We start from the raw sequence: 13,165 nt of genomic DNA on the forward strand, positions 1-13,165 counted from the left end.
TGTTCCAGAATCAATGTTAAAAAAACACCTGATAACGCATATAAAACATGGTTATCATCACAACAATTCCCCTTGATCTACCTCTATGCCACGCGGCTTGATCATCGTCATGTTCCCATTCACCAGACACTTTTAGCATCGCTCCAGCCATTTTTCTGATGGGCTCACAGGTGCAGGATGCCTGGCGCCACGTTAACTATGATTCTGGAGTACCCCCATGGATTTAAAACAGTATCTTCATGAACTAAAAAAAGTAGTCAACATCGACTGTGGAACAGCAACTATTGATGGCGTAGAGGAAGTCAGCAGAATTATTCAGCACTGGTATCAGGACGAAAACTGGCAATGCGACCGAGTCTCACTCGGTGAAAAAGTTGGGCCAGGATTGTTTGCAACCAACAAACCCAATGCTGATCGGTATGACGTGCTGCTCGTCGGGCATATGGATACCGTGTTCCCAGTCGGAACTGTAGCTGAGCGCCCTTTCCGCATTGAAGGAAACCGTGCATATGGCCCTGGCGTATCCGATATGAAAAGCGGGCTGCTGAATATTCTCTGGGCGTTGCGCGAAATGGATAAGGCGACTCTGGAGCGGTTATCCATTGGCGTGGCAATGAACCCGGATGAAGAAACCGGCTCCGCTCACTCCCACCACTGGATTGGTGAACTGGCAAAACGTAGCCGTTATGTATTGGTGTGTGAAGCCGCCAGGGCTGATGGTTCGCTGGTGAAAGCACGCAAAGGCATTGCAGGTTATAAACTCACATTTAAGGGTGTGGCGTCACATGCGGGCAATGACCCGGAGTCTGGTCGCTCTGCTATAAAAGCGCTGGCGCGCGCCGTTCTGGAAATCAGTGACCTGGCAGATATGTCAAAAGGAACCACTATCAATGTCGGTGTGATTTCTGGTGGTGTCGTGGCGAATATCGTACCGGAACATGCGGAGATGATTGTCGATGTCCGCTTCCAGGACAACGATGAATATGCGCGAGTCCATGCTGCAATCCAGGCTTATAGCCAGCGGGAATTCGAGCGCGATGTGAAAACCGCTGTTAAACAGCAAGCGCATAAACCAGCCATGTCACCAACAGCAGATACTGAAAAGTTAATGCAAATTGTTGAACAGGCCGGTGTTGCCGAAGGTATCGACGTACGCTGGAAGTCTGTGGGTGGTGGTTCAGATGCTAACCATACAGCCGCATTAGGTGTCCCGTCGCTTGATGGGTTTGGCCCGATCGGCGCAGGTTTCCACAGTGCGTCAGAGTATCTGGAGATAGACAGCATCGAGCCGAGAATTCGGCTGCTTAAACGCGTGATTCAGTCGCTATAAAATCAAATGGCCGGGAAACCCGGCCATATTAAATTTTCCCGGCAACGCTTACTTCTTCGTTTTAAAATCAATCACCATGCGGCCTTTGATTTTACCCTCTTCCATTTCCTTGAAGATCGCATTGATATCTTCAAGTGGGCGCATCGTCACTTTCGGCACAACTTTGCCTTCGGCAGCAAACTGGAAGGCTTCAGCCAAATCCATGCGAGTTCCAACTAATGAACCAACAACTTCGATGCCATCAAGCACCAGACGCGGAATGTTGAGACTCATGGACTCTGAAGGCAGCCCAACAGCAACAATGCGAGCACCGGCACGAACCGCATCTACCGCCGAGTTGAACGCCGCTTTTGCGACAGCGGTGACCACAGCCGCATGTGCGCCACCTACTTTTTCCTGAATAACTTTTGCCGCATCTTCATTGCGCGAATTGATGACTAAATCAGCCCCGCATTCTTTGGCAAAATCGAGTTGTGCATCATTCACGTCGATAGCGATAACTTTGGCATTAAACACATTCTTTGCGTATTGCAGTGCGAGGTTACCAAGACCACCTAAGCCGTAAATCGCAATCCACTGCCCTGGTTGGATATGCGAAACTTTCACCGCTTTGTAAGTTGTCACGCCCGCACAAGTCACGCTGCTGGCTGCGGCAGATTCGAGGCCGTCGGGTACTTTTACCGCATAGTCAGCAACAACGATGCACTCTTCGGCCATTCCACCATCTGCTGTATACCCTGCGTTTGTTACGCTACGACACAGCGTTTCGTTACCAGTATTACAATATTCGCAATTTCCGCATCCACGGAAGAACCAGGCGACACTAGCACGGTCCCCCACTTTCAGCGAAGTAACACCTGGGCCGATAGATTTCACTACCCCGATACCTTCGTGACCCAGCGTAATGCCAGTCACATCACCAAAGTCTCCATTTTTCACATGCAAATCGGTGTGACAAACACCGCAACACTCCATCGTCAGTAATGCCTCGCCGTACTCAAGTGGGCGAACGGGCTTATCTATGATGCCGACAGAGTGGTCTTTGTTAACAACTGCAGCTTTCATGGCGGTCTCCTGACCTGTGAGTGAAATAACTCACTAATCCTGGTCGAGAGCACAGGCAACCGCAAACTGCATTCCCGGTTTATGCGAGGGTGACTCAGGTTTGGCGAAAAAAGGGCACAAAAAAACCCGCCGAAGCGGGTTTTTTAATCAGAATTTAAAGCAGTAACGAATTACTGACCTTTAACTTCTTTCAGACCGTTGAACGGAGCTGGTGTGCCCGCTGCAGCCAAAGCTTCTTCGATACGAATCAGCTGGTTGTACTTAGCAACACGGTCAGAACGGCTCATAGAACCAGTTTTGATCTGGCCTGCAGCAGTACCAACAGCCAGGTCAGCGATGGTAGCGTCTTCAGTTTCGCCTGAACGGTGAGAGATAACTGCAGTGTAGCCAGCATCTTTCGCCATTTTGATCGCAGCCAGAGTTTCGGTCAGAGAACCGATCTGGTTGAATTTGATCAGAATGGAGTTAGCGATACCGTTGTCGATACCTCTTTTCAGGATTTTGGTGTTAGTAACGAACAGGTCGTCACCAACCAGCTGAAGTTTGTCGCCCATAACTTTAGTCTGGTATGCGAAACCATCCCAATCAGACTCGTCCAGACCGTCTTCGATAGAAACGATTGGGTACTGTTTGGTCAGGTCTTCCAGGAAGTGGGTGAATTCTTCAGAGGTGAAAGCTTTGTTGCCTTCGCCAGCCAGAACGTATTTACCGTCTTTGTAGAATTCAGAAGCAGCACAGTCCATAGCCAGAGTAACGTCTTTACCCAGCTCGTAGCCTGCAGCTTTAACCGCTTCAGCGATTACAGCCAGTGCTTCAGCGTTGGAACCCAGGTTTGGCGCATAGCCACCCTCGTCACCAACAGCAGTACCCATACCTTTAGATTTCAGAACTTTAGCCAGGGTGTGGAACACTTCAGAACCCATACGGATGGCTTCTTTCAGAGTTTTAGCACCAACTGGTTGAATCATGAACTCCTGGATATCAACGTTGTTGTCTGCGTGCTCGCCACCGTTGATGATGTTCATCATTGGCAGAGGCATAGAGAATTTGCCTGGGGTGCCGTTCAGTTCAGCGATGTGTGCATACAGCGGCAGGCCTTTAGAGGCAGCAGCAGCTTTAGCAGCAGCAAGGGAAACAGCCAGGATTGCGTTAGCGCCGAAGTTGGATTTGTTTTCGGTACCGTCCAGGTCGATCATGATCTTATCGATGTTAGCCTGGTCTTTCGCATCTTTACCAATTACAGCCGCAGCGATCGGGCCGTTAACTGCAGCAACGGCTTTCAGAACGCCTTTGCCCAGGAAGCGAGATTTGTCGCCATCGCGCAGTTCCAGCGCTTCGCGGGAACCAGTTGAAGCACCTGATGGTGCAGCAGCCATACCTACGAAACCGCCTTCCAGATGAACTTCAGCTTCAACAGTCGGGTTACCACGGGAGTCGATGATTTCACGACCGATGACTTTAACGATTTTGGACATTAGATTTTCCTCAGTACAAGTTAAACTAAAACTCCAGACAAACAACGCGCGAAACATTCGCGCGTTGTCGTTCTAACTTTCTGCTTACTTCGCCTGACGCTTCTGGTACTCACCGGCAGCTTTCACAAAGCCTGCGAACAGTGGGTGCCCATCACGCGGAGTAGAAGTAAATTCCGGGTGGAACTGGCAAGCAACAAACCAAGGATGATTTGGCACTTCGATGATTTCTACCAGTTGGTCATCACCGGAACGGCCCGCAACGCGCAGACCTGCTGTTTCAATTTGCTTCAACAACATGTTGTTGACTTCATAACGATGGCGATGGCGCTCAGTAATTGTCGGCTCACCGTACATCTGGCGCACCAGACTACCATCGGTCAACTGACACTGCTGGCCACCAAGACGCATGGTGCCGCCTAAGTCGCTCTTTTCAGTACGAACTTCAACGTTACCTTCTTCGTCACGCCACTCGGTGATTAAGGCGACCACCGGGTATTTACAGTCTGGCACAAATTCAGTTGAGTTGGCGTTAGCCATGCCTGCAACGTTCCGTGCGAACTCAATCAGCGCAACCTGCATACCTAAGCAAATGCCCAGATATGGAATGTTCTGCTCACGAGCATAGCGCGCGGTGGCGATTTTGCCTTCCACACCACGGTAACCGAAACCGCCAGGGATAAGGATAGCATCCAATCCCTTCAGCATTTCTTCAGCACCGCGAGTTTCAACATCCTGCGAGTCAATCAGCTTGATGTTAACGGTAAGACGGTTTTTCAAACCACCGTGTTTCAGCGCTTCAATCACAGATTTGTAGGCATCTGGCAGTTCAATGTACTTGCCGACCATACCAATCGTGACTTCGCTTGTCGGATTCGCTTCTTCATAAATAACTTGTTCCCATTCGGACAAGTTAGCTTCAGGAACGTTCAAGCTGAATCGTTTACAAATATAATCGTCCAGCCCCTGTGATTTCAACAGGCCTGGAATTTTATAGATGGAATCAACATCTTTTAGAGAAATAACCGCTTTCTCCGGCACGTTACAGAACAATGCAATTTTTGCACGTTCGTTAGCCGGAACGACGCGGTCTGAGCGGCAAATCAGCACATCAGGCTGAATACCGATAGAAAGCAGCTCTTTAACGGAGTGTTGAGTCGGTTTGGTTTTCACTTCACCGGCAGCAGCCATGTATGGCACCAAAGTCAGGTGCATATACAGCGTGTGCTCACGACCCACTTCTACGGCCATCTGGCGAATCGCTTCGAGGAACGGCAGGGATTCGATATCACCTACAGTACCGCCGATTTCAACCAGCACGACATCGTAGCCTTCGCCACCTTCAAGGATGCGTTCTTTGATTGCGTTCGTGATGTGTGGAATAACCTGGACTGTCGCGCCCAGATAGTCGCCACGGCGTTCTTTACGCAGAACATCTGAGTAGATACGGCCAGTGGTGAAGTTGTTACGACGCGTCATTTTGTTGCGAATGAAACGCTCGTAGTGACCTAAATCCAGGTCGGTTTCAGCGCCGTCTTCTGTAACGAACACTTCCCCATGTTGAATAGGGCTCATGGTACCCGGATCGACGTTGATATACGGATCGAGTTTCATGATGGATACGTTGAGGCCACGGGCTTCGAGAATAGCTGCGAGGGAGGCTGCGGCAATGCCTTTACCCAGAGAGGAAACGACCCCGCCGGTCACAAAAATATAGTTCGTTGTCATGCTGAACCTGAGAAGTTAGGTTTAAAGACGATGGGAGTACCAGGACGGGAAAGTAGTATACCCGAACAGTATCGGCGCCACAAACTTTCATTCTGTCTGCTAAGCCCTGACCTCGCACTTTGTCAGGGCACTGAAAATAGCCCGTCTGGTAGAAATGTTTTTGACTCAAATCAAGAGCTTGTTAAATCGAAATGGCCATAAAATGCGCTTGACCACAAAAACGTGTTAGATATCAGTTTCCTGGCGTTTAACTTCTTGCCAGACTTCTTCCATGATTTCCAGGTCAACTCCGGTCATTGTCAGGCCTCTGGCGGCAATAATCTCTTCTACCTGACGGAAACGGCGCTCGAATTTAAGGTTGGCTTTTTGCAAAGCGGTCTCAGCTTTGGTGCCTAAATGGCGTGCAAGATTGACGGTCGCGAACAATAAATCACCGACTTCTTCTTCCAGTTTGGCTTCATCAACGACGACCTGTTTGGCTTCAAACATCACTTCGTCTATCTCTTCATAGACTTTGTCTAATACCGGGCCAAGCGTGGTCCAGTCGAAACCAACCGTTGAACAACGCTTCTGGATTTTATGTGCGCGCATTAACGCAGGCAGAGCGTGAGGGATATCATCGAGTGCAGAATGTTGCGCTTTTTCAGCACGCTCATCGCTCTTGATTTGTTCCCAGCGCTCCAGCACTTCGGTGCTGTTTCCTGCGGTGCCGTCAGCAAAGATATGCGGATGACGACGCTCGAGTTTGTCGCTGATGGCTGCACAGATGTCGTCGAAATTAAAGCGCCCTTCTTCCTGGGCCATTTGTGCGTAAAACACCACCTGGAACAGTAAGTCGCCAAGTTCACCACGAAGATCATCAAAATCTTCGCGGTTGATGGCATCGAGCACTTCATAAGTTTCTTCAAGCGTATAGGGCGCGATAGTCGCGAAAGTTTGCTCTTTGTCCCACGGACAGCCGGTTTCCGGGTCGCGCAAGCGCTTCATAATGCCCAGAAGGCGATCGATTTGGTTCATTTCAATTCCTTGCAATACAAAATTTAAAGGCGGGATTGCTCCCGCCCTTTTGTCACAAACGTCTAACCGTGCAATCGCTTCGCATCGATAATATCCGGCACCTGGTTCAATTTACCTAGCACACGGCCCAGCACTTGTAGGTTGTAGATTTCAATATTCATGTCGATAGTCGCCAGTTGCTGTTTAGTATCGCTGCGGCTCGCAACCCCTAAAACATTCACCTTTTCATTCGCCAGAATCGTGGTGATGTCGCGTAGCAATCCGCTGCGATCGTTGGCGGTAACGCGCACCACGAGCGAATAACCGCTGGAGTAGCTTTCGCCCCACACTGCATCCACAATGCGTTCTGGCGCGTGGGATTGCAGCTCCGCAAGCTGGTCGCAGTCTGCGCGGTGAATCGAAATTCCGCGCCCCTGGGTGATAAAACCGACAATCTCATCACCAGGAATCGGCTGGCAGCAGCGCGCAATGTGGTGCATCAGATTGCCCACACCTTCTACAACGACGCGGCCATTATCTTTGCTGCGCGATTGCGGCGTGTGCGTTTTCTGCTTCAGTTGACGAAGCGCTTGTTCATCCTGCTCAGCTGCTGTTGGCTTATTAAACTGCGCTTGCAGGTAGTTACTCATCTGATTAAGACGAATATCACCGCCACCAATTGCCGCCAGTAACTCTTCGATATCGTTGAAGTTATAACGTGGCAGTAATGATTTCTCGGCCTCTTTCAGGCTGATACCCAGATGTTCAATTTCATCATCAAGGATCTGCCGCCCAGCGAGAATATTTTTGTCGCGATCTTGTTTACGGAACCAGTTGTGGATTTTCGCCCGCCCGCGGCTCGTCGTGATATAGCCCAGGTTTGGGTTTAACCAGTCACGGCTCGGGTTCGGCTGCTTCTGGGTGATAACTTCAATCTGGTCGCCCATCTGCAACTGGTAGGTAAACGGCACAATGCGCCCACCGATTTTGGCACCGATACAGCGATGCCCGACATCGCTGTGGATGTGGTAAGCAAAATCGAGCGGCGTGGAGCCTGCCGGTAAATCCACCACATCGCCTTTTGGCGTAAACACATACACACGGTCATCGAACACCTGGCTGCGCACTTCATCCAGCAGTTCACCGGAATCAGCCATCTCTTCTTGCCAGGCGATCAGTTTACGCAGCCACGCAATGCGATCTTCGTGGCCGGAACTGCCGCTTTTGGCATTGCCCTCTTTGTATTTCCAGTGGGCAGCAACGCCCAGCTCCGAATCTTCATGCATCTGCTTGGTTCGGATTTGGATTTCAATAGTCTTGCCGTTTGGCCCCAACACCACCGTATGAATCGACTGGTAACCGTTAGGTTTCGGGTTGGCGACATAGTCATCGAACTCGTCAGGCATATGGCGATAATGGGTATGCACAATACCGAGTGCTGCGTAGCAATCCTGCAAACGTTCAGCCACCACGCGCACGGCACGCACATCGAACAGCTCATCAAAGGCGAGGGATTTCTTCTGCATCTTGCGCCAGATACTGTAGATGTGTTTAGGGCGGCCATACACTTCAGCCTTAACACCCTCTTCTTTCATCGCTTTGCGCAGTGCGCTGACAAAATCGTCGATGTAATGCTCACGGTCGATACGACGCTCATGCAGCAATTTCGCGATTCGTTTGTATTCATCAGGATGAAGGTAGCGGAAGCAGTAGTCTTCCAGCTCCCATTTGAGTTGGCCAATGCCGAGACGGTTAGCGAGCGGAGCATAAATATTGGTGCACTCTTTTGCCGCCAGAACACGTTCATCTTCCGGAGCGTCTTTGACTTCGCGCAAATGAGCAATTCGCTCTGCCAGTTTGATAACCACGCAGCGGAAATCATCCACCATTGCCAATAGCATGCGACGAACGTTATCGACCTGCTCAGCAGAAACGGAATCCGTATGAGCGGCTTTTAGCTGGCGAATCGCAGCCATATCGCGCACGCCGTGAATCAACGTCACAACCTGGTTATCAATGCTTTCGCGCATCACTTCTTCGGTGACCACACCCGCATCGGCAAGAGGGAACAACAGCGCGGCTCGCAGCGTGTCGTTGTCCATGCTCAGCATCGACAGGATTTCCACCATCTCGACGCCGCGCCACAACAGCAATTCTGCGTCAGGATGGCCTTTGGTCTGTTGCTCGCAATACCGCCAGGTTTCGGCTAAGCGTTCACATGACTGCTGGTTGGTGATCCCGAGGCTCGCAATCCATCTATCGGGCGCAAATTCGCCAGCTTTATTGAGATGTGCACTTCTTACCGCAACCATTGTCCGTCCTCTTCGGTGGGGTACTAAAATCAAGTCGCTCGACTTGATTTAACCACTTAATTTCGCTCAAACAGCGCCATCGACTCCAGGTGCCCCGTGTGCGGGAACATATCCAGCATGGCGAGTTGGCGCAGTTGGTAACCTGCTTCCAGCAATGCCTCGCTATCACGAGCAAGTGTCGTCGGATTACATGAAACATAGACCACTCGGCGTGGTGCGAGTGCAATCACATGTTGCATGACACCGGGTGCCCCCGCTCGTGCAGGGTCGAGCAATATTTTGTCAAACCCTTGGGCAGCCCAGGGTTGACGAGTCACATCATCCTCAAGATTTTCATGGAAGAATGTGACATTTTTCAGTGAATTACATTGTGCATTATATTCACCTTTCGCGACCAGCGCAGCAACGCCTTCCACCCCGACGACACTTCCGGCACGCATTGCGAGTGGGAGCGTAAAATTTCCCATTCCGCAGAACAAATCCAGTACGCGGTCAGTTGGCTGAACATCCAACCACTCGATAGCTCGGGCGACCATCTGTTGGTTCACGCCATCATTCACCTGAATGAAATCCCGTGGGCTGAACGTTAAGCTTAGCCCGTCTGAATGATAGCAAGGTTCGTCATTACCCAAGGCCGTAAGTGTCTCACTGTCCGGCGCTAAATACAGCGTGACGCCATGAGAATGCGAAAAGCGTTCCAGTTTTTGTCGGTCATCATCATGGAGTGCATCTAAATGGCGCAGCACCATGAGCGGGCCATTATCTGCATGGACCAATTCAACATGCCCTAAACGCCTGACCGCTTTTAATTCTGACAAACATTGGCGCAATGGTTCCAGTAACGCTTCAAGTTGGGGCGCCAGAACCGGGCAATGGTGAATATTCACCAGTTCGCTGTCCTGAGATTTGCGAAACCCCATTTGTAAGGTCTGTGTTTTAGGCTGGTAATTCAACCCTAACCGCGCACGGCGGCGATAACCCCATGGTGTTCCAGAAATAATTTCGTTCACCACTGCCGGGTTTTCACGCGCGCCCATCATGCGGGCGAGCGCCCTTGATTTCGCTTGCTGTTGCAGTTCGATGCTGGCGTGCTGCTGCTGGCAGCCACCACAGACACCAAAATGCGGGCAACGCGGTGTCACACGTTGCGGGCTATCATTTAAACGCCGCTTAACTTTAGCCTGAGCAAAGTTACGTTTATCTTCAGTAATGGTAATTTCGACTTGTTCACCAGGCAGCGCGCCCTGGATAAAAAGCGCCTTACCGTTGTGGCGTGCGACGCCCTGGCCAAATGGGTCAAGGTCATTAACCGTCACGGTTATGATCTGACGAGTCGTAACCCGTCGCTTTGCAGAGTAGAATTGCGCCATGAGCCTGAGTGCTCTCTTAAAATATTAACTATTGCTTCAATTGTCCCATATCGGAACCCCATGACCAACTACAGCCTGCGCGCACGCATGATGATCCTGATTCTGGCGCCGACATTAATGATCGGTTTATTGCTCAGCATCTTTTTTGTCGTCCATCGATACAACGACTTGCAGCGTCAGCTTGAAGACTCTGGCGCCAACATTATCGAGCCGCTGGCGGTCGCGAGTGAATATGGCATGAGCTTTCACAGCCGAGAGTCGATTCGTCAGTTGGTCAGCGTGTTGCACCGCCGTCATTCCGATATCGTGCGAGCAATTTCAGTGTTCGACGAAAACAACAAACTGTTTGTTACCTCTAATTATCAGCTAAATGCTGCTTCACTGAAGCTACCGAATAATGAAAAACCGCCGCATAGTTTAAGCATCTCGCGGCACGGCGATTCGATTATTCTGCGAACCCCGATTATTTCTGAGAGCTACTCCCCGGACGAATCCGAGGTAACCGATGCCAAACCTGCAGGTAACACGCTCGGTTATGTCGCCATCGAGCTCGATCTCAAATCCGTGCGTTTACAGCAATATCGGGAAATTTTTATCTCGACGTTGATGATGTTGTTCTGCGTCGGTATTGCGATGCTGTTTGCCTACCGTCTGATGCGCGATGTCACCGGGCCAATTCGTAATATGGTGAATACCGTCGACAGGATAAGACGCGGGCAGCTCGATAGTCGTGTCGAAGGTTTCATGCTCGGCGAATTAGATATGCTCAAAAATGGCATCAATTCGATGGCAATGTCGCTCACCGCTTATCACGAAGAGATGCAGCACAATATTGACCAGGCCACTTCCGATCTGCGTGAAACACTCGAACAGATGGAGATCCAAAACGTGGAGCTGGATCTGGCGAAGAAACGCGCTCAGGAAGCGGCGCGTATTAAGTCTGAATTCCTTGCCAATATGTCTCACGAATTACGCACGCCGCTTAATGGCGTGATTGGTTTTACCCGTTTGACGCTGAAAACGGATTTGAATGCCACTCAGCGCGATCACCTGCATACCATTGAACGTTCAGCTAATAACCTGCTGACAATCATTAATGACGTGCTCGATTTCTCGAAACTGGAAGCGGGCAAACTGATCCTTGAAAGCATTCCTTTCCCGCTGCGTAATGCGCTCGATGAAGTCGTCACTCTGCTTGCCCATTCGGCTCATGATAAAGGGCTGGAGCTAACGCTTAATATCAAAAATGATGTCCCGGATAACGTCATTGGAGACCCACTGCGCTTGCAGCAGGTGGTGACGAATCTGGTAGGCAACGCGATTAAGTTTACCGAAAGCGGCAATATCGACCTGGTGGTCGAAAAGCGCTCGCAGGGCAATAACAAAGTACAAGTTGAAATGCGAATTCACGATACCGGCATCGGTATTCCCGAGCAGGAACAATCGCGTTTATTCCAGGCGTTTCGTCAGGCTGATGCCAGCATTTCACGTCGTCACGGCGGCACCGGCCTGGGCCTGGTTATTACCCAGAAACTGGTTACCGAAATGGGAGGGGATATTTCCTTCCACAGCCAACCAAATCAGGGTTCAACCTTCTGGTTCTATATCAACCTGGATTTGAATTCCAATGCAGTTCTGGATGGTTATTCAACCGAAAACCTGGCTGGGAAACGCATTGCCTATGTGGAACAAAATGCCACGGCGGCACAAAGCACGCTCAATATTCTGGCGAATACTCCGCTCGAAGTTGTCTACAGCCCGGCGTTTTCGACTCTTGCCGAAGGTCACTACGATATTATGCTGCTCGGTATTCCGGTTACGTTCCATGACACGTTAACCATGCTAAATCCGAAGCTTGCAAAAGCGGCCTCCATGGCTGACTGCCTGATTTTCGCATTACCAAGTCATGCACAAGTCGATGCGGAGGCTCTTAAAAAACAAGGGGTGACGGCGTGCCTGCTGAAACCTATTACCTCGACCCGACTGTTGCCGCTACTCGCTGAACACACTTTTGATGCAAGCTCCACTGTGGTTGAGAGTATTGAAAACAAGAAACTCCCACTTACGGTTATGGCGGTTGACGATAACCCTGCCAACCTGAAACTGATTGGCGCATTGCTTGAAGATCATGTGCAGAACGTCGAACTGTGCGGCAGCGGTGTGCAGGCCATCGAACGTGCAAAACAGATGCAAATAGACATTATCCTGATGGACATTCAGATGCCGGAAATGGATGGTATCCGCGCCTGTGAGTTAATTCGCCAGATGCCGCACCACCAGCAGACGCCGGTAATTGCGGTGACAGCACACGCCATGGCGGGGCAAAAAGAGAAGCTGCTAAGCGCCGGGATGAATGACTACCTTGCCAAACCAATCGAAGAGAAAAAACTTTATAGTTTGCTGATGCGTTATCAGCCCGGGGCAATCACCGCCCCTGCGCTGGTTGCAAATGTAGAAACTACACTACAAATCAGCAATCAAAATCAGACGCTGGATTGGGCGCTGGCGCTGCAACAGGCCGCTAACAAGCCGGATCTGGCACGCGATATGCTGCAAATGCTGTTGGCATTCTTGCCCGAAGTGCGCAACAAAGTTGAAGAGCAATTGGTGGGAGAAAATCCGGAACAGCTGGTCGAAATCATTCATAAACTTCACGGCAGTTGTAGCTACAGCGGCGTGCCACGGCTGAAAAACTTGTGTCGAACAATTGAGCATGAGCTGCGTAGCGGCGTGAAACCAGAAGATCTTGAGCCTGAACTCTTTGAACTTCTTGATGAAATGAACAATGTCGCCAAAGAAGCACAGCGGATGCTTTAATAAATATCGTGTTGATGTCGGATAGCTTTTGCGCTAATCCGACCTACGCGGTTTCAGAAGGTTTTGTTTTTGTTG

At 50.4% G+C, this 13,165-nt stretch carries 8 protein-coding genes; 2 read left to right on the forward strand and 6 right to left on the reverse strand.

What is annotated here, in order from left to right; genetic code table 11:
• The first annotated feature begins 217 nt into the window (after positions 1 to 217).
• A complete protein-coding gene (locus LVQ76_RS16200; protein ID WP_232922056.1) occupies positions 218 to 1,330 on the forward strand; it encodes a M20 family metallopeptidase in 1,113 nt (370 codons plus the stop codon).
• A 48-nt stretch (positions 1,331 to 1,378) separates the two neighbouring features.
• Here LVQ76_RS16200 and adhP read toward each other — a convergent pair whose 3' ends face one another.
• From adhP to rlmD, 6 genes are all read right to left on the reverse strand, one after another.
• Complete coding sequence (gene adhP, locus LVQ76_RS16205) at positions 1,379 to 2,395, reverse strand: alcohol dehydrogenase AdhP (protein ID WP_034457491.1); 1,017 nt, start codon at positions 2,393 to 2,395, stop codon at positions 1,379 to 1,381.
• A 170-nt stretch (positions 2,396 to 2,565) separates the two neighbouring features.
• Positions 2,566 to 3,870: a phosphopyruvate hydratase gene (gene eno / locus LVQ76_RS16210; protein WP_034497984.1), complete on the reverse strand. Its 1,305-nt coding sequence runs from the start codon at positions 3,868 to 3,870 to the stop codon at positions 2,566 to 2,568.
• An 84-nt stretch (positions 3,871 to 3,954) separates the two neighbouring features.
• The gene (pyrG, locus tag LVQ76_RS16215) at positions 3,955 to 5,595 is read right to left on the reverse strand and encodes a glutamine hydrolyzing CTP synthase (protein ID WP_151995032.1); all 1,641 of its coding nucleotides are present in this window, start codon (positions 5,593 to 5,595) and stop codon (positions 3,955 to 3,957) included.
• A 225-nt stretch (positions 5,596 to 5,820) separates the two neighbouring features.
• Positions 5,821 to 6,612 carry a nucleoside triphosphate pyrophosphohydrolase gene (gene mazG / locus LVQ76_RS16220; protein WP_232865733.1) on the reverse strand — a complete coding sequence of 264 codons (792 nt, stop codon included), beginning with the start codon at positions 6,610 to 6,612 and terminating at the stop codon, positions 5,821 to 5,823.
• Between the two features lie 62 nt (positions 6,613 to 6,674).
• On the reverse strand, positions 6,675 to 8,903 hold the full coding sequence (gene relA / locus LVQ76_RS16225; protein ID WP_154152746.1) for a GTP diphosphokinase: 2,229 nt from the start codon (positions 8,901 to 8,903) through the stop codon (positions 6,675 to 6,677).
• A gap of 56 nt (positions 8,904 to 8,959) precedes the next feature.
• Complete coding sequence (gene rlmD, locus LVQ76_RS16230; RefSeq protein WP_232905216.1) at positions 8,960 to 10,273, reverse strand: 23S rRNA (uracil(1939)-C(5))-methyltransferase RlmD; 1,314 nt, start codon at positions 10,271 to 10,273, stop codon at positions 8,960 to 8,962.
• 60 nt (positions 10,274 to 10,333) lie between these two features.
• Between rlmD and barA the strand changes: the two genes are divergently transcribed.
• Positions 10,334 to 13,090, forward strand: a complete 2,757-nt coding sequence (barA, locus tag LVQ76_RS16235; RefSeq protein WP_232922057.1) for a two-component sensor histidine kinase BarA — start codon at positions 10,334 to 10,336, stop codon at positions 13,088 to 13,090.
• Positions 13,091 to 13,165: the final 75 nt, after the last annotated feature.

The organism is Buttiauxella cochleicola, assembly GCF_021283185.1.
Taxonomy (GTDB): Bacteria; Pseudomonadota; Gammaproteobacteria; order Enterobacterales; family Enterobacteriaceae; genus Buttiauxella; species Buttiauxella massiliensis.